The sequence below is a fragment of the Streptomyces sp. NPDC088730 genome, assembly GCF_044751215.1.
Classification (GTDB): Bacteria; Actinomycetota; Actinomycetes; order Streptomycetales; family Streptomycetaceae; genus Streptomyces.
Map to the genome: position 1 here is coordinate 22444 of NZ_JBIVLK010000021.1, position 20127 is coordinate 42570.

A 20127-nucleotide genomic window follows, 5' to 3' on the forward strand; every position below is an offset into this window, starting at 1 on the left:
CGACGGCGTGCCTGTCCAGTCCGCTCAGGCCCCAGGTCAGAAGGAAGCCGCGGGGCACGGCGCCGGGCATGGCTCCCGGCACTGCCGCCAGAGGCGTATCGGCAACAGAAGACGAGGCTGTCCTGTCCCGTCTTCCGAAGCTCGGTCGCCGGCCCCAGAAAGTCATATGCGGTGCGGTGCGGCTCCGTCCCGCCGGCGGTAGAGGTCGCGCAGCAGGGAAATCTCGGCGCCGTGATGGATCAGCTCCCTGTTGACGTGCAGGACCCTGTTCTCCATGGGAAACCGCTCGGGACCCACCGCGGGCGGATTGTCCAGGTCGGTGTCCGAGAGCTTGCGGACTCCCGCGTTCCATCTCCCGTACATGTCGTCGAGCTGCCCCAGCGCCTCTTCGGCGGTCCCCGCGTAGGCGAATGTCCGGGAGTCGATGTCCTGGCCGCCGAAGTGCCATCCGACCCGGTAGCCCAGGCACGAGACGGTGATGTGCGCCAGCCGCCAGGCAATAGTGGTCACCGGTGCAGGCGCCGGGTCGGGGGACGCGGAGTCCATCGTCCACTTCCCCGAACCCGCCGACATTGGTGCGGCCGACGTGCCGCGCGGGCGGATGCTCCAGCAGTCGCGCACCGGCTCCCAGAAGTACTCCTCGTCGGTAAGACCGTCCAGCCGTGGCCGCAGGTTCTTGCGCCAGTACCAGTCCAACTGCTCCGCGAGCCGCTCGCTTCTCATCATTGCCGCACATTACAGATCCGTCGGGCCGAGTCGTCGCCGCCTGGAGGCGCTCTACCGGCGGACCGCCGAGATCAGTCCGCCGGGCCGCTCCTCGCGCCGCGGAGGGGTGCTGATCGGGCGGCCGTACGCGGCAGCGCACTCGCGCAGGGTATGGCTGTCGGCCTCCCAGCCGTGCCCGGCCAGCCAGCCCGCCGGGTCGTCGGGCATCTCCGAGACCCACATGGAGGCCGCCGATCCCGGCACGGCGTCCGCGCCGAAGCGCTCGATCACGCCGCGCGAGCCCAACGTCAGCCCCATCCGACTGCCTGCCGCCGACTGCGCGCCGATCCGGGTCAGGAGCAGTTCCACCGCGTCCTCGGGCAGATAGATCAGCAGTCCTTCGGCGATCCACACGGTCGGCACCGCCGGGTCGTGCCCTGCGGCGGCCAGCGCGGCCGGCCAGTCCGCACGCAGATCCACCGCGACGGTGATCCGCTCGCAGCGGGCGACGGCCCGCTCCCGGCGCAGCACCGAAGCCTTGAAGTCCAGTGGCGCGGCGGTGTCGACCTCGAACAGCCGGGTGCCCTCGGGCCAGTCCATCCGGAAGGCCCGGCTGTCCATGCCGGCGCCGAGCTGCACGACCTGCCGGACCCCGGACGCGGAGGCCCGCTGCAACAGGTCGTCGAGGAACTTCGTCCTGATCACGATGGAGAACGCCACGGCCAGCCGGCGGCGGCGCGCGGCCTCGTCGTCGGGCAGCGGCGGTGAGGAGGGCCATAGACCGCCGGCGGTGGCGAAGGCCTGTGCCAGTGGGTCGCGGAACAGCGCGTTCTCCCGCTCGGTCTCCAGCGCCCGCACCCGGGCCACCCCCACCGCCGTGGCCCACACTCCCGACGGCCGCACCCGCTTCTGCTCATCAGTCACCGCGCCAGCCTAGGCGGAGCCAGTTGGGCCTTCCGCTGCCGGTATGCCTTCTGGCAGCAGGCCGGGGCCTGGCGGCCGGTGATGTCGGTGGGCGGTACCTCCGCGTCGCACTCCAGGGGGCGCCTCGGTTCCAGGCTGGCCAGCAGCGTCTCACGACCGGCCCGACGGCCTGCGGCAACGCTCTCCGGCGAACGAGTGTCCCGTTCGGTTCTGGGTTGTCAATGTTGTCAATGCGGTGTGTCGTTGACCTGCGAATAGGCAAGATGCAGCGAACGGAGTGATCTCGGAGGTCCGGGAAGACGTTGTCGCTCAGGGGGATTTGAGGGCGACTGTCTGGCTCTATAGTGCAGCGTCGTCAGAAGCATGGGTGGCCGGAGTGTCGGGTCCCGGCCGGCAGATGCGAAGGCCGAAGGCGATCATGAGTAGGGGTACTCATGTGACGGATTCCGGTGGACGGCATTGTTCCGGCCGTCAGCAGGTCAGCCACCGTACCGGGCGTTCCGGCATTCTCAGGAGATCCGCCCTGGAAAAGAATCGCCGCTCGTTTCCCCAGGCTCTCCGCCACTACCTGGTGAACCCGCTGTCCCTGGGATACTTGGGTGTTGTTTTCGCGGTGTGCGTGTGGGTGACCATGGACGCCCTCTCCCACTCTTCCTCCGGAGACGCCAGCTTCGCCGGAGTGTGGGCCTTCTTCGTCACGGCACCGACCTCGATGGTGTTCCTCGTCGCCGGACCCGCAGGACTGATAGGCGTCCCCGTCGGTGCCCTTGTCCAGGCCGCCGCGCTCGGCGCCCTGTACCGCAACATCACCGAGCGGTGGGCCCACAGCACCGGGAGCGACGTCAGCAACGCCTGACTGCCCGGCAGTTCGACAGATCCAGCACCAGGGGCCGCCCCCTCCTCCGCATTGTCATAGCCACCTGGCACCATGATCGGCATGAGTGAGACAACTGAGCCTGAAGACAATGAAGTTGCCGCCGTCCTGACGACGCCGGAAGCGTGGCGCGACTTTCTGCAGCGGTTCGGCGAGCTGTACGTGAAGACCCGTGCCGACGAGGAAGAGTTGGACGACCTCCTGGACGAGGATCAGCTGGAGGCTCTGGACCAAGGCGGACACGTCGAGCTGTGGCTGGGTGAAGCCCCTGCTCACGAGGAGGCTCTGGCGGCAGCCGAGGAACGGCTCGGGGTGCGGTTCCCGCCCAGCCTGCGGGGGTTCTTCCTGGCGAGCGACGGTTGGACGCGCCTCGATGCCTACGTGGACGGCGTCCATCCGTGCGACCGCGTCGTGTGGATGCGGGACAGCGACGCCGGCAGCCGCGTGACCGAGACCTACGCGTCCATACCGGGCAACGAGGGAGACGTCGAGTTGTTCCGCCGGTCCGTCGAGATCGCCCGGGGAGAGGACTTCTGGCTGCTCGACCCGACCGACGTCGGGCCGGACGGCGAGTGGGCCGCCTACGAGTTCGCACCGAAGTACGGCGACACCACCCAGTACCCCAGCTTCTCCGCGCTCTTCCGCTCCGGGTACGAGAGCATGGAGGAGGACGCGGACGAGGACATGGACTGAGTCGGGTCGTCAGTCTTCACGCTGACGCCCGGAGTGGGGCAGGGCGACGACCGCTTCGTAGGACCGAGAGGTTCCCTCGCACCGGGAGGCGATCCCTCGCGTGCGCAATGCCCCGGCGGCGGAGCCACGCGCAAAGCGCCTTCGAACAGGCCCTGCCCCCAGGACGTGATCGGACCCGGGGGGCCCTGCCCTGGGCAGGGCCCTGTCGAGTCGGAAGATTGCCGGTTGGAGGGCGGGCAGTACCGGGAGCCAGTTCCCTGGGTTTTGGCCGTCCAGTGGGCCCCATGACCTGCGACTCCATCTCTGTAACCAGCGCCCCGCGCCAGAGCAGGTGGTAGAGCACCGGCAGCACCGCGACCCGGTCGCCGACCGCCTCCGCCCCGGCGAACAGCGGCCTCGGCACGTTGAACGCCTCCAGCAGCCGTCCCGCAGTCTCCTGCCGCCAACACCTGGAATGGCCGTAGCCCCTTGACCAGCGCACGTTCGCCAGTAGAGCCGGTCTGATCATCCCCACCCGTTCAAACGACCAGCCAGCCGGATCACAGACCCGCTCGGTCGCTGCGAACGCCTCGGCGTCGTCCAGCTCAATCCGGTCGTCCGGACGGACATCGACCACCGTCCCGGTGCCGTCAGCAAGACGTAGGAAGAAGTCCGGGACGTGTCCCCAGGCGCCCTCGGCGCGTAGGCCGAATCAGCCGGAACGGCGGCGACACCAGCCCCGAAACCTGCGGATCGAAGTCCATCGGCATCGCGTGATCACGCTCCAGCCGCGACTCGCACGCGAGAGCCCTGCGCATGGTCGCCGACCAGTAATCCCGGGTCACCGACCGCTGCCCGCCCTACGCACGTACCTTCCGCACTGGCGGCATCGTCTCGAACCCTTCCGTCCACACCGCTGACAGCGGCTCACGACGGCGAACGCGGTCCGCATCGACGTACTCGACCTCGAAAACGCCGTGCCCTGCATCGGCGAACGCCTTGACAGCCATCAGGCCCCCTCACCAGGGCGAACGCCCGCCGAGTCCGGGTACGTGCGGCGGGCGGCAACATGCCCCGGGACGGACGGTGAACTGCACAACCTCACCCGGGACAGCGGCGAGAAGGCGAGGGACGGGACAGCTCTCCAGCGAACGGGATTCGCCGGCACAGGACAACCGGTCTCAGCGAGGGGTTTGCCAAGCGACCGGTTCCGATATATCGTTGAAGCATCGCGACCGATCAACGATAGAAGGAGTGCAGTCATGCGATCACACGGATATGAACACGGACACGGACATGGACACGGGCACGGGCGTGGGCGCGGCCCCTTCGGTCCCGCCGGCGAGGACGCGCGGGGTGACTTCGAGGGGCGCAGGGCGGCCTTCGGGCAGTTCGGACCGCCGTTCGGCGGCGGACCCTTCGGTGGTGGCCCCTTCGGGGGCGGCCGCGGCCGGGGCGGCGGCCGGGGAAGGGCGCGCCGCGGTGACGTACGCGCCTCGATCCTGGCCCTGCTGAAGGACCGGCCGATGCACGGCTACGAGATGATCCAGGAGATCGGCGAGCGCAGCGGCGGGGCCTGGCGGCCCAGTCCCGGCTCGGTGTACCCGACCCTTCAGCTGCTGGAGGACGAGGGCCTGATCGTCAGCGCCAGCGAGGGCGGCAAGAAGCTGTTCACGCTGACCGACACCGGCCGCACCGAGGCGGAGTCGGGTTCCGAAGCGCCCTGGGAAGAGGCCGGCCGCGGCGTCGACTGGGAAGGCGTCAATGAGATCCGGCAGGCCGGATTCGGTCTGATGGAGGCGTTCGGCCAGGTCTGGAAGACCGGCTCCGCCGACCAGCGCGAGAAGGCGCTCACGGTCATCAACGACGCCCGGAAGAAGCTCTATCTGATCCTCGCCGACGAGGACTGAGCCGACGGTGCGAAGGCTGAGGAACCGTACGTCGAAGAGGCCCCGCGGATGTCCCGCGGGGCCTTTTCGACGCCGGTGTGCGAACGGCGGGTGCGGGTACGGGTGTGGCCGGTCCGGCCGTCCGTCGCTTTCAGGCGACGATCAGTCCGTCCAGTTTGCGCAGTGACTCGATGAGGGCGGCAGTGGCTGAATCCTTGAGCTTGCCGGCCATCAGGGAGACAGCCGCCCCCGTGAACTCGCCGTCGATGCGCACCTTGGTGGCGTCCCCGTCCGGTGTCAGCGCGTAGCGCATCTTCAGGTTGACGCCCATGGGGCCCTTCCCGGTGGTCGTCAGCAGGCGGCCGTCGTCCAGCTCGGCGATCGTCCATGTCACCTCGGCCGGGAACCCCATGAGCTTCATGTTCTCCTCATAGGTGCCCGCGAGCTCCAGGGTGGCCGGTCCGCCCTTGGGGAAGCTGGTGTGGGTGGCGTTCCACTCCCCGTACGTGCTGAAGTCGGTCAGCTGGGCCCAGACCTTCTCGGCCGGTGCCTCGATGCGCGCCTCTGCACTGACTTCGGCCATGCGACCACCCCTTCTCGGCGGGTTACGGTGTCGCGGAACGTAGTCGCAGAGGCTTGAACATTCAATACTGATGAACTGTCAGATTGGAGGTTCTGTGCGGACCCAAGGTTCTCTGCGGATCCACGGCTGTGTCAGATCCGTGGCTTGTTCAGATCCAGGTTTCTGTTCCGGCCCGCCAGATCCGCGCGGAGTCGAAGCGGTCGGAGGCGCGCGGGTGCGGGCCGTCGTCGTGGCAGTGGAACGCCGCCCAGAACAGGTCGGCGGGCAGCGCGTCGCGGGGCGCGTGGACCCGGTAGACGTAGTCACGCCCGTCGAGTGCGGGCAGGGCGACCAGCCAGCTCACCTCCGGCACCCCTCCCGCCGCCGCAACAGTGCTCCGGGCTGTGGGACGTGCGCGGGGGTCATTCCGGTTGCTGTGGGAGGGCAGGGCAAGGCGGCGCGCGCCGTTTCCCGGGACCGGATTCCAGAACGGCTTGATCTCATCCGTAAGGAGGAGGAGTCGCGCCTCTGTGCCCAACTCGGGTGGGATGTGTCAATGGGCCTCTCCGGGGACGATCCGGTCCGTCAGGGCTGATGAGGTAGGAGTGTGCAGAACCGGACACCGCGGATTCCTCAGCAGCCCGCACCGAACCACCGTGCCGAGACCGACGCCGAGCTCACCGACGAGCTGGCCGCGGTGGTGACGGGTGCGCGCAGGCGCGCCCTCCGCGACGGCGATCAGCAGATCGACACGGCTCATCTGCTGCACTCCCTGATCGAGTCCGACCCCGCGGTCCGCACCGCCTTCGACGGCGGACCGCAGCTGGCCAGAGTGCTCGGCTACCTCGTCCAGCGCAGTATCGGCTACGGGCTCCGCTGGCAGGGCGCGATCGAGGACTCCGGGGCCGTCCCGGTCGTCCCGGCCGCACCGGACGCGGTGGCCGAGGGCTGGTCACCGGCCGCCGGTTCCGCGATGGAGGAGGCCCATCGGCGCGCCCGGCTCCTGGGCCGGGAACGGGCCTGCGGGCTCGATCTGCTCGCCGCGCTCGCCGCGGACCGGTGGTGCCGGGCCGTCGAGGTGCTGGAGCGGGCGGGCGTGGACACGGGGCTGCTCGCGGACCGGATCGTCGGCACCTCTGGCCAGGGCTGACCGCCGGGCCCGTCCGACGCCCCCGCGCCCGGTGCCGAAGCGCTGCGTGACCGTCGCCTGTCCGCGTCGGCCGAAGCGATGCCCGAGGTGGCTCAACGGCTGTTGACCGACGCGGGGCGGACTCGTATCGTTTTACTCAACGAGCGTTGAGTGAATGGAGCGAGTCCCATGGCGACGTCACAACCGCCCGCCCCGTCCGTCGCCCGTACGGTGCTGGACCGCTACCACCAGGCCATGCGGGACAAGTCGGCGGACGGCCTGGCCGATCTGTACGCCGTGGACGCGGTGCACGAGTTCCCGTTCTCGGCGCCCGGCCTTCCCGAGCGGTTCGAAGGCCGGGAGGAGGTCCGGGCGGGCTACCGGGCGGCCTGGGGCGCCAGTCCGCTCCGCGTGGTCGAGGTTAGGGACGTCGTGGTGCACGCGGCCACCGGGCCGGACATGGTCATCGCCGGACACGTGGTCGTGGTGGAGTCCGCCGGGGGCGAGCGGGCCCGTGTCCCCGGACTCCTGATCATCGAGGTCAGCGAGGGTCTGATCACCCGGGTCCACGACTACATGGACGCACCCGCGGTGGCCCGTGCGGCGGCGTCGGCCGCCGGGAGGTCCTGGCGGCAGGTTCCGGCGGGAGCGGGTGGTGGCATCGGAGCGTAATCCGCGACAGGTGTCACCGAGGTGACGCTCCTGACGGCAGCTGTCATGATGTGCCGATGCACGCGTCTCGGGGTAGAAGCGCCGGCCTGGGACTCGCCCTCGCCTCGGCCTTCGCGTTCGGCGGTTCCGGAGTGGCTGCCAAGCCACTGATCGAGGCGGGGCTCGACCCGCTCCACGTGGTGTGGCTCCGGGTGGCGGGCGCCGCGCTCGTCATGCTGCCGGTGGCCTGGCGCCACCGCGCTCTGGTGCGCGGCCGGCCCGTGCTGCTGCTCGGCTTCGGGCTGCTCGCCGTCGCGGGCGTCCAGGCCTGCTACTTCATGGCGATCTCCCGCATCCCGGTCGGCGTGGCGCTGCTGGTCGAATACCTCGCGCCGGCGCTCGTCCTGGGCTGGGTGCGCTTCGTCCAGCGCCGCCCGGTCACCCGGGCGGCCGCGGTGGGCGTGGTCCTGGCCGTGGGCGGTCTGGCGTGCGTGGTCGAGGTGTGGTCCGGGCTGACCTTCGACATCGTCGGCCTGCTGCTCGCACTCGCCGCCGCCTGCTGCCAGGTCGGCTACTTCGTCCTCTCCGACCAGGGCAGCGGCGAACAGGCGGCGGGTGCCGGGACTCCGCACCCGGTCGGGGTCATCGCCTACGGACTGCTGATCGGTACCGCCGTCCTCACCGTGGTGGCCCGGCCCTGGGGCATGGACTGGTCCCTGCTCGCCGGGGGCACCGCCATGAACGGCACGGATGTGCCCGCCTGGCTGCTGCTCGTCTGGATCGTGCTGCTCGCCACCGTCATCGCGTACGTCACCGGGGTGATCTCGGTGCGGATGCTGTCCCCGGCCGTCGCGGGCGTCGTCGCCTGTCTGGAAGCGGTCATCGCGACCGTGCTCGCCTGGGTTCTGCTCGGGGAGCATCTGGCGGCCCCGCAGCTCATCGGCGGGTTCCTGGTGCTGTTCGGTGCCTTCATCGCGCAGTCCTCCACACCGAGGGCGCCCTCGGGACCCGTCGCTTCAGGACCGGGCGGTGAGCCGGCCGGGGCCGAGGGGGAGTTGTCCGCCGGCCGTGCCGCCTCGTAGGGTGACGATCATGCATCTCACCGTACTTCCGCCTCCCGCCGCCTAGCGCGGGCGGCCACCTCTGACGAAGACCGGGCTCGGGCAGTCCCCGAGCGGTTCGTCGCTGCCCGCGTGCGGAGCCGAGCGACCACCTTCCCGTCTTCCTTGGAGAAGTCACGTGTCGAATCCTGCTTCCGGCCTGTCCGCCGGGCGGAGCCTGTGTTATTTGATCATCGCCGGAGTGGCCTGGGGCACGGCCGGTGCCGCCGCCTCGCTGATCTTCGGGGCCAGTGATCTCGGCCCCCTCGCGCTGTCTTTCTGGCGATGCGCGGGCGGCCTCGTACTCCTGCTCGCCGCGCTGGTGCTGCGGCCCGCGCGGGCCGCGGCCGCTGCCGAGCCCCGTCGTCGTCGGCTGCTGCGGATCGTCGGCACCGGTGTCGGGCTCACCGTCTTCCAGACCGCCTATTTCGCCGCGGTCCAGGTCACCGGCCTCGCGGTCGGGACCGTCGTCACGCTCGGGGCGGGCCCCGTCCTCATCGCCGTCGGCGCCCGGATCACCATGGGCGAGCGGCTGGGCGGCGGCGGGATCGCCGCGGTGGCGGGCGCGCTGACCGGGCTCGCCGTGCTGGTGCTCGGCGGCGACGCCGGTACGGTGCGGCCCGCCGGTATCGCGCTGGCGCTGCTCTCCGCGGCCGGTTACGCGTCGATCACCCTGCTGACCCGTTGGCTGGGCCGGGGCGGTGGCGGGGCCGACGCGCTCGCGACCAGCGCCTGGGCGTTCGCCGTCGCGGCCGTGCTGCTGCTGCCGATGGCGGCCGGCGAGGGAATCGTGCCGGCGACCGCGCACCCGGTGGAGGTGGTGGCCCTGATGGCGTACGTCGCCGCCATCCCGACCGCTCTCGCCTACGCGCTCTACTTCGCGGGGGCCGCGGTGGTGCGCGCCGCCACCGTTTCGGTGATCATGCTCCTCGAACCGGTGAGTGCGGCGTTCATCGCCGTCGTGGTGCTCGGCGAGGAGCTCACCGCCGCCACCGTCGCGGGGACCCTGCTGCTGCTCACCGCGGTGGCGGGGCTGGCGGTGGCCGAGATGCGGGGCGCCGCGAACGCCCGCCGTGCGGCGGCCGCCCACGCCTGACCCGGGGCGGGCGGGCCGGTTCACTGCCCGGCGAGGGCCGGTCCGCCCGCCCAGGGGGTGGTTCAGAGTGCCTTGAGATAGTCCGGAACCGCGATGGCGGGATCGAGGTCGGCCGCGGGGACGGGGGCGGCGAATCCGTGCGTGAGCGGGACGACCCCCGTCCAGTAGGGCAGTGCGAGGTCTTCCGGTTCGTCGTTCGGGCCGCCGGTGCGGACCTTGGCGGACACCTCCCGCAGATCCAGCCGGAGCACGGCGGTGGCCGCCAGCTCCTTCTCGTTGGCCGGACGTGAGTCCCGTGAGCGCCCCGGAACCACCTGCTCCACGATCGCGTCGAGCGCGGTGCGCCGCTCCTCGGGGTCCGTCACCGCGTGCGCGGTCCCGTGGACCACCACCGAGCGGTAGTTGAGCGAGTGGTGGAAGGCGGAACGGGCCAGCACCAGCCCGTCGACATGGGTCACCGTCAGGCACACGGCGAGCCCGTCGGAGCTCCCGCCCGCCGTCCGCAGCGGGCGGGAGCCGGTGGAGCCGTGTACGTAGAGCCGCTCCCCGATCCGGCCGAAGAGCGTCGGAAGGACGACGGGGGCGCCGTCGCGTACGAAGCCGAGGTGACAGACACAGGCCTCGTCGAGTATCGAGTGGATCTGCTCGCGGTCGTACGCGGCCCGTTCGCGGGAGCGGGTCGGGACCGTGCGACCGGTCGGTTCGTAAGCGGCCGCCGCGTCCGGGCCCGTGGTCTGCGGCGGTTGGGTGTCCGGCATTGCGTACTCCATTGCACTAGTGCATACTGTTCTTTGTGCTAGGAGAGTATCGGATCACCGGACGGCGCGCATCGGAAATTGCCGCCAGCGTGGAGCGGGCGGTCGGCTCGGGGGAGCTGGCCCCGGGGCAAGTGCTGCCCCCCATGCGGGAGTTGGCGACCCAGCTGGAGGTGAACCCCAATACGGTGGCAGCCGCCTACCGCACCCTGCGCGAGCGCGGGGTGATCGAGACGGCGGGGCGCAGGGGCAGCCGCGTCCGGCCGCGCCCCGCGAGCACCGCGCGGGGATCGCTGCGGATCGAGGCACCGCCCGGGGTGCGGGACCTGGGCACGGGGGATCCCGATCCGGCGCTGCTGCCCGCCCTGGGCGAGGCGTTCGCGGCGGTCACCGAGGCGTACGCGCGTGCGCCCGGGATGTACGCACAGGCGCCGGTGGATCCGGAGTTCGCCGCGTTCGCACGAAGCGCTTTCGACTCGGACGGGATTCCGGCCGGGCCGGTGATCGCCACCTCGGGATCGCTCGACGCGATCGAGCGGGTGCTGACCGCCCATCTCCGACCGGGCGACGCGGTCGCCGTCGAGGATCCGGGCTGGGGCAGTCTGCTGGATCTCGTGCCCGCGCTGGGAATGCGCCCGGTCCCGGTGGCGCTCGACGACGACGGTCCGTTGCCGGACGCTCTCGAAGCGGCGCTGCGAGCGGGCGCCCGTGCGGTCGTCGTCACCGGCCGGGCGCAGAATCCGACCGGGGCCGCGATCGGTGCCGGGCGCGCTGCCGAACTGCGCGCGGTGCTCGCGGGACACCGGGGCGTGCTGCTGATCGAGGACGACCACGGACACGCCATCGTCGATCTGCCGCTCCACACCCTGGCGGGCGCCACGGACCGCTGGGCGGTCGTGCGTTCGGTGGCCAAGGCGTACGGGCCGGACCTGCGGGTCGCCGTGCTGACGGGCGACGCGGTCACGGCCGACCGGGTGTCGGGGCGGCAGCGGCTGGGGCCAGGCTGGGTCAGCAAACTGCTCCAGCGGGCGATGGTGCACCTGTGGACCTCGGGCGCCGTGGACCCGCGCGAGGTGGCCCGGTCGTACGCGCTGCGCCGGGACGCGCTGGTGCGGGCGCTGGAGGCCCGCGGGGTCGAGGCGCACGGCCGGAGCGGGATGAACGTGTGGATCCCGGTGAGCGACGAGACCGGGGCCGTGGCACGGCTGCTGCACACGGGCTGGGCGGTGGCGCCCGGGGCCCGGTTCCGGATGTCCGCGCCCCAGGGGATCCGGATCACCGTGTCCCCGCTCGTCGACGCGGACATCGCTCCGCTGGCGGACGCGGTGGCGGCAGCGGCGGGGCCCGCCCGGCCGCTGAGCTACGGCTGAGCCGGTGCTCGGGCGGGGAGGCGGTGCGGCTGGCCGGTGCTCGGGTGGGGGAGACGGTGCGGCTGAGCCGGTGCTCCGGCCGGGAGTCGGGACGGGGTGCCGGGCTCGGACGCGGAACGATGTGAGCGCCTCGGCCGGCGGCAGGGCGCATTGCCGGGGGTGGAGATCCGCGGTCCTGATCCCGGTGCGGAACGGCGCTTAGAGTGGCCGACATGAGTGATCCGCGCGGAACTCGGACCCTGTCGCCGGTGCTGCTCGGCGTGGATGACGGCGGCTGGTTGCCTGTCGGCGCCGGAGAGTCGGGAGCAACCGTCTTTCGCAGTGCGGACGCCACGCGGTATGCCAAGTGCGTGCCCGCTGCGGATGCCGCCGATCTGAAGGCCGAGTGCGACCGGGTCGCCTGGCTGAGCGGTCAGGGTGTTCCCGGCCCCCGAGTGCTCGACTGGCGGTCCGGTGACGACGGCGCCTGTCTGGTGACGCGTGCTGTCGCCGGCATCCCTGCTGATCAGGTGCCCGCCGAGGACCTGTGGGCTGCCTGGGAACACATCGCGGACGCGGTCCGCGGGCTGCACGAGGTGCCCGTGTCCCAGTGCCCGTTCCGCCGGAGCCTGGACGCCATGGTCGCCGTGGCGCGCGATGTCGTGGCCCGTGACGCCGTCAACCCCGAATTCCTCCCCGTCGAACAGCAGCAGACCCCCGCCCCTGAGCTGCTGGACCGCCTCAACCGGCAGATCTCACAGCGACGGGAGCAGGAAGCCGCCGACACGGTCGTGTGCCACGGGGACCTCTGCCTGCCCAACATCATCCTCGATCCGCAGACCCTGGAGGTGTCAGGCTTCATCGATCTGGGCCGCCTCGGACTGGCCGACCGCTACGCCGATCTGGCTCTGCTGCTCGCCAACGCGCGGGAATCCTGGACGGACGAGGAGCAGGCCCGAGCCGCGGACACGGCCCTCGCCGCGAGGTACGGCATCGCGCTCGACCACGACCGCCTGCGCTTCTACCTCCATCTCGACCCGCTCACCTGGGGCTGAACGGTCTCCGCAGCCGGTCGCAGACGTCTCACCGGCCGGGGCGGTGGTCCTGGTGGAACGGGGCCTGCTCTGGGTCAGCGCGGCGCCCGCCAGGACCACGAGGGCGCCGACCGGGGTGTTCCAGTTCAGCTGCTCGCCCAGCACGGTGACTCCGGCGGCGGTGGCGATCACCGGGATGAAGTAGGTGACCATCTGCGCGGTCGTCGGGCCGACCTCGGTGACCAGTCCGTACTGGAGGAGTACCGCGAGTCCCGTGCCGAGGGCCCCCAGCGCGACCACGGCCAGGGTGGGCAGCAGCGGGAATCCTGTCGGGGCCGAGGTGAACAGCGGTGTCACCAGAGCGAGTTGCGCGGTGCCCAGGAAAAGCTGGCTGCCCGTCAGTGCGAGGGCCGAAAAACCGCTGCCCGCCAGCGTCCGGCGGACGTAGATCCAGCCGACCGGATAGCTGAGGGAGGCCAGCAGTGCCATCGCGGTGCCGGTGAGGTCCAGTCCGGCGAATCCCTGCCAGGCACCCAGCACGGTCAGCACCCCGAGGAAGCCGAGCCCGAGCCCGGCCACCCGGCGTCGGGTGGGCCGGTCCTCCGAGAGTGCGACCACTGACAGCGCCATCCCCCACAGGGGCGAGGTCGCGTTGCAGATGCCGGCCAGCGTCGAGGGGATGGTCAGCTCGGCGTACGCGAAGAGCGAGAACGGCAGCGCGTTGAGGAGGAAGGCGGCCACGGCCAGGTGGCCCCAGGTGCGGACCGTGCGCGGCAGCCGCTCCCGCTTCACCGCCATCGCCACCGCCAGCACCGCCGTGCCCGAAAGCAGCCGGCCGAGGGTGACCTGGAACGGCGCGTACCCGTCGGTGCCTACCTTGATCAGGAGAAAGCTGAAACCCCAGATGAGCGACAGCGCCGCGAAACGCAGCCGCCAGTCCAGTGCCGGACGGCGAGCGGGGCCGGTGGCGTCGGCGGGGCCGGCTCCCGGCCGGGCCGCTGCGGGAGATGCAGGAGATGCGGGAGATGTCGGAGAGGGAAGAGGTGGAGGCGATGCGGGCGGTGCGCTCATGCGGTCCACGATGACGAACGCAATCTCGTAGCACAAGTGAGAGTTCGTGCGGTGGTTCACGTAGCATCGCTTACATGTTGAATCTGGAGCGCCTCCGCACCCTGGATGCCCTGGCCCGGCTCGGCTCGGTCAGTGCCGCCGCCGAGGGCCTGCACGTCACCACCTCGGCCGTCTCGCAGCAGATGGCCAAGCTGGAGCGCGAGGTCGGGCAGCAGCTGCTCGCCAAGAACGGCCGCGGGGTCCGGCTCACCGACGCGGGGCAGCTGCTCGCCGATCACGCTGCCCGGATTCTCTCCCAGGTCGAGCTCGCCCAGTCCGACATCGAGGCGCAGCGGGGCGAGGTGGTGGGTGAGATCCGGCTGGCCGCGTTCCCCACCGCGGCGCGCGGCCTCTTCCCGTCCGCCCTGCTCGCCCTGCGCGCGGATCACCCCGAACTCCGGGTGCGTAGCAGCGAGCTGGAGCCCGAGGCCGGAATCCGTGCGGTGTTCAGGGGGGACGTCGACCTCGCGGTGGTGCTGGACTGGAGCAATAAGCGGCTGCCGGTGCCGGGCGGGCTCGCCACGGCGCGACTGCTCGACGACGTACCGGACATCGCGATGCCTGCCGGGCACCGGCTCGCGGACCGGGCGGAGGTGGACCTGGAGGAGTTCGCGGACGACGACTGGGTCTCCTGGCCCGAGGGTGAGTTCTGTTACGAGTGGCTGGTGTTCACCCTGCGCTCCAAGGGCATCGAGCCGCGTATCGCCCATCTCGCGGGTGAGCATCACACCCAACTAGCCCTGATCGCCGCTGGGATGGGGGTGTGCGTGGCGCCGAGGCTCGGTCGCGGTCCGGTGCCGGACGGGGTGCGGCTGGTGCCCGTACGGCAGCGGATGCGGCGCCACGTCCATGCCGTCTGGCGGGCGGACGCGGACCGGAGGCCCTCGATCAGGGCGGCGGTCGCGGCTCTGCGGGAGGCGGGCCGGGTCCTGGACGCGCCGTTGGAGGACGCGTAGGCCGGGTGTGGCGGCGGCGGGAGCCGTCGCCGCCACCCCCCGGTCGCCGTCAGATGCCGGGCAGGGCGGCGAGTTTCCCGAAGTCCCAGGAGGTGACGGCCTCCGGAGTGAGCCGCAGCCACGCGTGCCGGCCGTCGTGCGGCATCACCTCCATGCCGAAGTACTTCGCCGCGAACAACTGCTCGGGGACGGCGAGTTCCGGGCAGGGCTCGCCCGTGCGCGGTGCCTCTCCGACGAACACCGCGTCACCGGAGAGCTCGATGCCGCGCAGCTCCCCGTACTCCACCCCGTCATCGACGACCACCGCGATCCTCCGGTCCCGGCCGAGCTGCGACCAGCGCAGACTCCGGGTGATCGAGTACAGCCACAGTGAGGTGCCGTCCCAGCAGAACCAGAGCGCTCCGACGTGCGGGCGGCCGTCGGGGCCGACGGTGGCGACCCGGCAGGTGCGCTGCCGCGCGAGGTAGGCGTCGCGTTCCTCGTCCGTCATCATGATCCGGCGGCCCCGTCGCTGTATGACGGCCATGGGGAGCCTCCTCCTGTTAGCTGACTAGGTGTCAGGAATCATGGAGGCTCTTCCCTCATCACGCAATGGCGGTTAGCCTCGCGCGCCCGTTCCTTCAGCGACTTCACCGAGAGGGGCAGCCCGTGCCGTCCAGGGAACAGCTCGCGGAGCAGATCGGTCCGGCCTCCACCGTCCTGCTGACCGTGGAGTGCCAGCAGGGTGTGGTGGGGACCGAGAGCGCACTGCCCGAACTCGCCAAGGAGGCCAGGTCGTCGGGCGCGCTGCACAACGTGGCCAGGCTGGTCGCCGCCGCTCACGAGAGCGGTGTCCAGGTGCTGCACGCCGTGGCCGAACGCCGCCCGGACGGCCGCGGTGCCAACCGCAACGCCCGGCTCTTCCGCGCCGCCGGGCGGCTGCCCGTGCAGCAGCACTCCGGAACCACGGCGGTGCGGATAGCCGAGCCGATCGAGGTGGCGGACGAGGATCTCGTCGTCCGCAGACTCCACGGGCTCTCGCCCATCGCCGGCACGGACGTGGACGCGCTGCTGCGCAACCTCGGCTGCCGCACGCTCGTCGTCACCGGGGTGTCGGCCAACGTGGCCATCCCGAACGCGGTGTTCGACGCCGTGAACCTCGGCTACACGGCGGTGGTGCCGTCCGACGCCATCGCGGGGGTGCCCGCCGAATACACCCCCGCGATGATCCGCAACACCCTCGCCCTGGTCGCCACCGTCGCCACCACGGACGACGTGCTCGGCTGCTGGCTGGGCCGGGGCCCTACGAAGCGAGGCTGATCGAGTCGCCCTGCACGCTGATCGGGGTGGCCGGCAGCGGCTCGGTGGCGGGGCCCGCCTTCACCTCGCCCGTCGCCACGTCGAATTTGCTCCCATGACATGGGCAGTTGATGGTGCCGTCCGCGACGCTCGACACCGCGCAGCCCAGGTGCGTGCACTTCGACGAGAACGCCTTGAACTCACCGGCCGCCGGCTGCGTCACCACGACCCCCTGCTCCGTGAAGATCCTGCCGCCGCCCTCCGGGATGTCCGTGGTCTTCGCGAGGACGGAGCCCCCGCCGCCGGCCCCGCTCCCGCCGCCCTGCCTGACGGCGCCGGAACCGGCGGACGCCTCCTTCGGCCCGCCGCACGCGGTGAGTACGGCAGCCACGGAGACGGCACCGGCCGCCGTGACGACGTTCCGGCGTCCGGGACGGCCCTCGTGGTCCTGCGATGCGCTCATACTGGCTTTCCCCTTCACGGTGTACTCGGCTCCGGAGCCCCGTCCACGGGCGCGTCCGGCAGGCACCCCCGTGTTCAAAGCCCCAGGGACTTCCTCAGGAAATCCCGCTCCAGCAGCAGCAGACCGCTCGCTGTGCGCTCCTGGCCGACCAGATGGCCGGCGCCCGACAGCGGCAGCACCGTATGCGGCCGGCCGGCGGCCAGCAGCGCTGCGGAGAACCGCAGCGTGTGAGCCACGGCCACATTGTCATCGGCAAGACCGTGCACCAGCATGAGCGGCCGGTCCAGCGCCCCGGCCTCGTCCAGGAGGGAATTGCGGGAGTAGCGCTCCGGAAACACCTCCGGGTGGCCCAGGAACCGTTCCTCCCAATGGGTGTCGTAGAGCCGCCGGTCGATCGACGCGGCACCCGCGACCGCGGCGTGGAAGACCTCCGGATGACGCAGCACCGCGGCCGCCGCCAGATAGCCGCTGAACGACCAGCCGCGCATCGCCACCCGGGTCAGGTCCAGCTGCGGGTGGAGCCCGGCCGCCGCGTGCAACGCGTCGATCTGGTCCCGCAGCACGGCGCCGAGACGGTCCCCGTGCACCGCCTTCTCCCAGGCCTCACCACGACCCGGCGTACCCCGCCCGTCGGTCACCAGGACCGCGAATCCCTGCTCCGCGAACCACTGGGCGACCGCGACCCACCAGCTGCGCACCTTGAGCACCACCCGCATGCCGTGGCCCGCGTAGGGGCTGAGCAGCACCGGCAGCGGACCGTCGCCGGGCCGGTGCCACGACGGCAGGTACAGCCTGCTGCGCAGCTCCCGCCCCCCGAGGCTCAGCGCCAGCGGCCGAGGGGTGACGAGCGGCTCCTCCGCCAGCACCGCGATCCGGCCCGCCGGAACGCCGGCCCGCAGCACCGTCACGGTGTGGCCGTCCGGAGTCCTGCTGTCGAGCACCACCGTCGGCCCGCCGGCCGACGCCGTGTGCACCCCTGGTGCGCCGCTGACCCGGACGAAACCCTCCTCGGGCACGTACGACCAGACGTGGGTCTCGGTCGGCTCCTCGCAGGCGGTGAAGTACACCCGCCCCTCCGCCGCGCCCAGCACCTCGCGGACCTCCAGCCCCGCCGGTGTCCGGGCACCGCCGATGTCCAGCCCCTGACTGTCGCCGCCCGGCCGTGCGGGGACGGTGAGCGCGCCCGAGGCGAGCCGCAGCGGAGTGCCGGGCCGCAGCGACACCCAGGCGGGGTCGTGGGCCGTGTGCACGGCCCGGGTGCCGCCCGTCCGCTCGTCCACCTCCAGGACGTGGACGGACCGCTGGTCACGCGTCTGCACCGAGACGAGCGGTCCACGGCTGTCCCAGCCCGCCGACACGACGTACTCGAAGGCCCGGTCCGTCCAGGCGCCCTCGGGGTGGTCCGGGCCGGCGGCCGGGGGCAGCCGGACACCGGTCCGTTCCCCCGACACCCGGACCAGTTGCAGTGAGACCTTCGCGTTCGGGGTGCCGGCCGCCGGATACGGCACCGCGCGCGGCGGCCGCTCCGGGTTCGCCGGATCACTGATGTACCGGCGCCGGACCCCGGCCGTGTCCACCCGCGCCACCAGCAGCGCATCGCCGCGCGGCGACCACCAGTAGCCGCGCGAGCGCCCGATCGACTCCTGCGACACATGGTCCGACAGCCCGTACGTCACGTGCTCGCCGTCCGGCCGGGCGAGCGTCCGGACGTCCGTCCCGTCGGCCCGTACGGTGTGCAGCGCACCGTACGAGACATACGCGACCAGGGAACCGTCGGGGGAGGGTCGCGGGTCCACCACCGGTCCCGGCGTGCGGATGCGGCGCGGCTCGCCGCCGTCGCAGCGCACCGTCCAGAGCGTGCCCGCGAGCGCGAAGGCCGCCAGCCGTACGGCCTCGTCCGTGGCGTAGGAGACCACGCCGGAGGAGGTCTCCCGGGCCCGTTCGCGCCGCGCCAGCTCCTCCGGCGGCACCGTCCCCGACGACTCGTCCGCGAGGCCGGGCCCGAGAGGGTCGGCGAGCATCCGCTCCGCGCCGTTCTCGTACAGCCAGAGCCGGCTCACCGGGTCGGTGCCGGAGGTGCCGCGCACGAACAGCACCCGCTCGCCGTCCGGGGAGACGGTGAACTGCCGGGGCACCCCGAGCGAGAAGCGCCGGGTACGGGCGAACTGGAGGGGGAAGCGCCCGGCAGCGGTGGCGAGGGCATCGGCCGTGGCGTCGGTGGGGGTGTCGGCAGGGGGATTCATGGCGACACCATGACAGGTCGGAATCGGCCGGAGCCGTCGGCCTCCTCAGCCGCGCAGCCGTACGGTCAGCCGCCGCACGCTGTTGCCCACGAAGGAGGCGTGCCGTGGCAGTTCGGAATCGGGGACGGCCAGATCCAGGCCGGGGAAGCGTGCGAAGAGCTGCTCCAGTGCCGTGACGCCCTCCATCCGGGCCAGTTGGGCGCCCACGCAGTAGTGCGCGCCATGGCCCAGGGAGAGGTGCCGGACCCCGCTGTCACGGGTGATGTCGAAGTGGCCGGCATCGGGCCCGTGGGCCGACGGGTCGCGGCCGGCGGCGGAGTACCCGGCGAGTACCGGGGTGCCCTTGGGGATCACGGTGCCGTCGATGTCGAGGTCACGGGTCGGGTAGCGGAACGGGAAGTAGCTGACCGGGCTGTCCCAGCGGAGCGTCTCCTCGACCACGTCCGCCCAGCTCGCGCCGCCGGACCGCACCAGGTCGAGCTGGTCGCGGTGGGCGCACAGGGCCCGTACGGCGTTGGTGATCAGATTGAGCGTCGTCTCGTGACCCGCGATGATCGTGAGCATCAGGGTGCCGATCAGCTCGTGCGGGCCGAGCCGGTCGCCGCCGTCCTCGCGGGCCGCGATCAGGGCGCTGGTGAGATCGTCCCCCGGATTCTTCGTCCTCGCGGCCGCCACCGCGCTCAGCAGCTCCACCATCTCCCGGTTGGCCGCCACCGACTCCTGCGGACCGGTGTCCGTGCCGACGATCCGGTTGGACAGCTGGTGCAGCCGGTCCTGGAGCGCGGCGTCCACGCCCAGCAGTTCGCAGATGACGCCCATCGGCAACGGCAGCGCGAAGTGCGCACGCAGATCGACGACACCGCCGCCGGTCGCGGCCGGCGATTCGAGGCCGTCCAGCAGCGAGGCGGTCAGCGCCTCCGTGCGCGGCCGCAGTTGCTCGACCCGGCGCGCGGTGAACGCCTTGCTCATCAGCGAACGCAGCCGCCGGTGGTCGGCTCCGTCGGCGGTGGTCATCCCCTGCACGGTGGCGAAGGTCCGCAGCGGCCAGCCGTCCTCGATCCGACCGGACCGGAGCGCCTCGAAGTGCCGGGCGTCCTTGGCGACATCGGGGTGCGAGAGGAACTCCCTGAGCGCGTCGTGGCCCAGCACGGCCATCGCGGGCACCTCGCCGGGGAGGATCACGGAGGCGACGGGACCCCGGGCCAGCAGCCGGGCGTTGGCCGCGTGCGGACAGCCGCCCGCCGGGTCCATGCGGTGCGGGAGGTCGGCAGCGGGATTCACCGGCGAAGTGCTCAACAGGGCCCTCCAGTTCCAGAGTTACCCAGGTTTGTATCAGA

The 20127-nt window shown here is 71.7% G+C and carries 21 protein-coding genes and 1 pseudogene; 11 read left to right on the forward strand and 11 right to left on the reverse strand.

Features of this window, described 5'->3' with window-relative positions:
* Positions 1-162: 162 nt before the first annotated feature.
* Positions 163-726 carry a DinB family protein gene (locus ACIP89_RS34640; protein WP_402118331.1) on the reverse strand — a complete coding sequence of 188 codons (564 nt, stop codon included), beginning with the start codon at positions 724-726 and terminating at the stop codon, positions 163-165.
* A gap of 51 nt (positions 727-777) precedes the next feature.
* Entirely contained in the window at positions 778-1593 is an 816-nt protein-coding gene (locus ACIP89_RS34645; RefSeq protein ID WP_401932654.1) for a class I SAM-dependent methyltransferase, read from the reverse strand.
* Positions 1594-2152: 559 nt separating this feature from the next.
* Here ACIP89_RS34645 and ACIP89_RS34650 point away from each other — a divergent pair.
* Together ACIP89_RS34650 and ACIP89_RS34655 are read left to right on the forward strand one after the other, a co-directional pair.
* Positions 2153-2485: an SCO4225 family membrane protein gene (locus tag ACIP89_RS34650; RefSeq protein WP_401932652.1), complete on the forward strand. Its 333-nt coding sequence runs from the start codon at positions 2153-2155 to the stop codon at positions 2483-2485.
* Between the two features lie 72 nt (positions 2486-2557).
* Positions 2558-3196: an SMI1/KNR4 family protein gene (locus tag ACIP89_RS34655; protein WP_401932599.1), complete on the forward strand. Its 639-nt coding sequence runs from the start codon at positions 2558-2560 to the stop codon at positions 3194-3196.
* Positions 3197-3212: 16 nt separating this feature from the next.
* Here ACIP89_RS34655 and ACIP89_RS34660 read toward each other — a convergent pair whose 3' ends face one another.
* A complete protein-coding gene (locus ACIP89_RS34660) occupies positions 3213-3812 on the reverse strand; it encodes a TnsA-like heteromeric transposase endonuclease subunit (RefSeq protein ID WP_401932596.1) in 600 nt (199 codons plus the stop codon).
* 625 nt (positions 3813-4437) lie between these two features.
* On the opposite strand from ACIP89_RS34660, the gene ACIP89_RS34665 reads away from it, so the two are divergent.
* The gene (locus ACIP89_RS34665; protein ID WP_401932593.1) at positions 4438-5085 is read left to right on the forward strand and encodes a PadR family transcriptional regulator; all 648 of its coding nucleotides are present in this window, start codon (positions 4438-4440) and stop codon (positions 5083-5085) included.
* A 130-nt stretch (positions 5086-5215) separates the two neighbouring features.
* Here ACIP89_RS34665 and ACIP89_RS34670 read toward each other — a convergent pair whose 3' ends face one another.
* Together ACIP89_RS34670 and ACIP89_RS34675 are read right to left on the reverse strand one after the other, a co-directional pair.
* Positions 5216-5647 (reverse strand): SRPBCC family protein, encoded by a 432-nt coding sequence (locus tag ACIP89_RS34670; RefSeq protein ID WP_401932591.1) that lies wholly within the window; start codon positions 5645-5647, stop codon positions 5216-5218.
* Between the two features lie 148 nt (positions 5648-5795).
* Entirely contained in the window at positions 5796-5990 is a 195-nt protein-coding gene (locus ACIP89_RS34675; protein WP_401932588.1) for a hypothetical protein, read from the reverse strand.
* 243 nt (positions 5991-6233) lie between these two features.
* Between ACIP89_RS34675 and ACIP89_RS34680 the strand changes: the two genes are divergently transcribed.
* From ACIP89_RS34680 to ACIP89_RS34695, 4 genes are all read left to right on the forward strand, one after another.
* Complete coding sequence (locus ACIP89_RS34680; RefSeq protein WP_402118332.1) at positions 6234-6776, forward strand: Clp protease N-terminal domain-containing protein; 543 nt, start codon at positions 6234-6236, stop codon at positions 6774-6776.
* Positions 6777-6944: 168 nt separating this feature from the next.
* The gene (locus tag ACIP89_RS34685; protein ID WP_402118334.1) at positions 6945-7427 is read left to right on the forward strand and encodes a nuclear transport factor 2 family protein; all 483 of its coding nucleotides are present in this window, start codon (positions 6945-6947) and stop codon (positions 7425-7427) included.
* Positions 7428-7483: 56 nt separating this feature from the next.
* Positions 7484-8488: an EamA family transporter gene (locus ACIP89_RS34690; RefSeq protein ID WP_402118335.1), complete on the forward strand. Its 1005-nt coding sequence runs from the start codon at positions 7484-7486 to the stop codon at positions 8486-8488.
* Between the two features lie 157 nt (positions 8489-8645).
* Entirely contained in the window at positions 8646-9602 is a 957-nt protein-coding gene (locus ACIP89_RS34695; protein WP_402118337.1) for a DMT family transporter, read from the forward strand.
* 62 nt (positions 9603-9664) lie between these two features.
* Here the strand turns inward: ACIP89_RS34695 and ACIP89_RS34700 are convergent, their stop codons facing one another.
* The gene (locus tag ACIP89_RS34700) at positions 9665-10360 is read right to left on the reverse strand and encodes a pyridoxamine 5'-phosphate oxidase family protein (protein ID WP_401934346.1); all 696 of its coding nucleotides are present in this window, start codon (positions 10358-10360) and stop codon (positions 9665-9667) included.
* A 35-nt stretch (positions 10361-10395) separates the two neighbouring features.
* Between ACIP89_RS34700 and ACIP89_RS34705 the strand changes: the two genes are divergently transcribed.
* Both ACIP89_RS34705 and ACIP89_RS34710 read left to right on the forward strand, forming a co-directional pair.
* Positions 10396-11727, forward strand: a complete 1332-nt coding sequence (locus tag ACIP89_RS34705; RefSeq protein ID WP_402118339.1) for an aminotransferase class I/II-fold pyridoxal phosphate-dependent enzyme — start codon at positions 10396-10398, stop codon at positions 11725-11727.
* A 212-nt stretch (positions 11728-11939) separates the two neighbouring features.
* Entirely contained in the window at positions 11940-12761 is an 822-nt protein-coding gene (locus ACIP89_RS34710; protein WP_401934350.1) for an APH(3'') family aminoglycoside O-phosphotransferase, read from the forward strand.
* Between the two features lie 36 nt (positions 12762-12797).
* Here ACIP89_RS34710 and ACIP89_RS34715 read toward each other — a convergent pair.
* Positions 12798-13847: pseudogene (locus ACIP89_RS34715) on the reverse strand (DMT family transporter); the annotation flags it as partial.
* Positions 13848-13885: 38 nt separating this feature from the next.
* On the opposite strand from ACIP89_RS34715, the gene ACIP89_RS34720 reads away from it, so the two are divergent.
* Entirely contained in the window at positions 13886-14806 is a 921-nt protein-coding gene (locus ACIP89_RS34720) for a LysR family transcriptional regulator (RefSeq protein WP_402118341.1), read from the forward strand.
* Between the two features lie 49 nt (positions 14807-14855).
* Here ACIP89_RS34720 and ACIP89_RS34725 read toward each other — a convergent pair whose 3' ends face one another.
* Complete coding sequence (locus ACIP89_RS34725) at positions 14856-15332, reverse strand: pyridoxamine 5'-phosphate oxidase family protein (RefSeq protein WP_401932562.1); 477 nt, start codon at positions 15330-15332, stop codon at positions 14856-14858.
* Positions 15333-15454: 122 nt separating this feature from the next.
* Between ACIP89_RS34725 and ACIP89_RS34730 the strand changes: the two genes are divergently transcribed.
* Positions 15455-16105, forward strand: coding sequence for a cysteine hydrolase (locus ACIP89_RS34730; RefSeq protein ID WP_401934354.1), 651 nt, complete (start codon positions 15455-15457; stop codon positions 16103-16105).
* Here ACIP89_RS34730 and ACIP89_RS34735 read toward each other — a convergent pair.
* From ACIP89_RS34735 to ACIP89_RS34745, 3 genes are all read right to left on the reverse strand, one after another.
* Entirely contained in the window at positions 16089-16547 is a 459-nt protein-coding gene (locus tag ACIP89_RS34735; RefSeq protein WP_401932556.1) for a Rieske (2Fe-2S) protein, read from the reverse strand. The two genes, ACIP89_RS34730 and ACIP89_RS34735, sit on opposite strands and share 17 nt — an antisense overlap.
* 74 nt (positions 16548-16621) lie before the next feature.
* Positions 16622-18790: a prolyl oligopeptidase family serine peptidase gene (locus ACIP89_RS34740; RefSeq protein WP_402118343.1), complete on the reverse strand. Its 2169-nt coding sequence runs from the start codon at positions 18788-18790 to the stop codon at positions 16622-16624.
* A gap of 45 nt (positions 18791-18835) precedes the next feature.
* Complete coding sequence (locus ACIP89_RS34745; RefSeq protein ID WP_402118373.1) at positions 18836-20041, reverse strand: cytochrome P450; 1206 nt, start codon at positions 20039-20041, stop codon at positions 18836-18838.
* Between the last annotated feature and the right edge of the window lie 86 nt (positions 20042-20127).

Excerpts from the sequence above, each read along its gene's own strand:
- ACIP89_RS34640 (WP_402118331.1), bottom strand. The coding sequence starts at position 726 with ATGATGAGAAGCGAGCGGCTCGCGGAGCAGTTGGACTGGTACTGGCGC.
- ACIP89_RS34655 (WP_401932599.1), top strand. The coding sequence starts at position 2,558 with ATGATCGGCATGAGTGAGACAACTGAGCCTGAAGACAATGAAGTTGCC.
- ACIP89_RS34665 (WP_401932593.1), top strand. The coding sequence starts at position 4,438 with ATGCGATCACACGGATATGAACACGGACACGGACATGGACACGGGCAC.
- ACIP89_RS34670 (WP_401932591.1), bottom strand. The coding sequence starts at position 5,647 with ATGGCCGAAGTCAGTGCAGAGGCGCGCATCGAGGCACCGGCCGAGAAG.
- ACIP89_RS34685 (WP_402118334.1), top strand. The coding sequence starts at position 6,945 with ATGGCGACGTCACAACCGCCCGCCCCGTCCGTCGCCCGTACGGTGCTG.
- ACIP89_RS34690 (WP_402118335.1), top strand. The coding sequence starts at position 7,484 with ATGCACGCGTCTCGGGGTAGAAGCGCCGGCCTGGGACTCGCCCTCGCC.
- ACIP89_RS34700 (WP_401934346.1), bottom strand. The coding sequence starts at position 10,360 with ATGCCGGACACCCAACCGCCGCAGACCACGGGCCCGGACGCGGCGGCC.
- ACIP89_RS34710 (WP_401934350.1), top strand. The coding sequence starts at position 11,940 with ATGAGTGATCCGCGCGGAACTCGGACCCTGTCGCCGGTGCTGCTCGGC.
- ACIP89_RS34720 (WP_402118341.1), top strand. The coding sequence starts at position 13,886 with ATGTTGAATCTGGAGCGCCTCCGCACCCTGGATGCCCTGGCCCGGCTC.
- ACIP89_RS34725 (WP_401932562.1), bottom strand. The coding sequence starts at position 15,332 with ATGGCCGTCATACAGCGACGGGGCCGCCGGATCATGATGACGGACGAG.
- ACIP89_RS34735 (WP_401932556.1), bottom strand. The coding sequence starts at position 16,547 with ATGAGCGCATCGCAGGACCACGAGGGCCGTCCCGGACGCCGGAACGTC.
- ACIP89_RS34740 (WP_402118343.1), bottom strand. The coding sequence starts at position 18,790 with ATGAATCCCCCTGCCGACACCCCCACCGACGCCACGGCCGATGCCCTC.
- ACIP89_RS34745 (WP_402118373.1), bottom strand. The coding sequence starts at position 20,041 with ATGGACCCGGCGGGCGGCTGTCCGCACGCGGCCAACGCCCGGCTGCTG.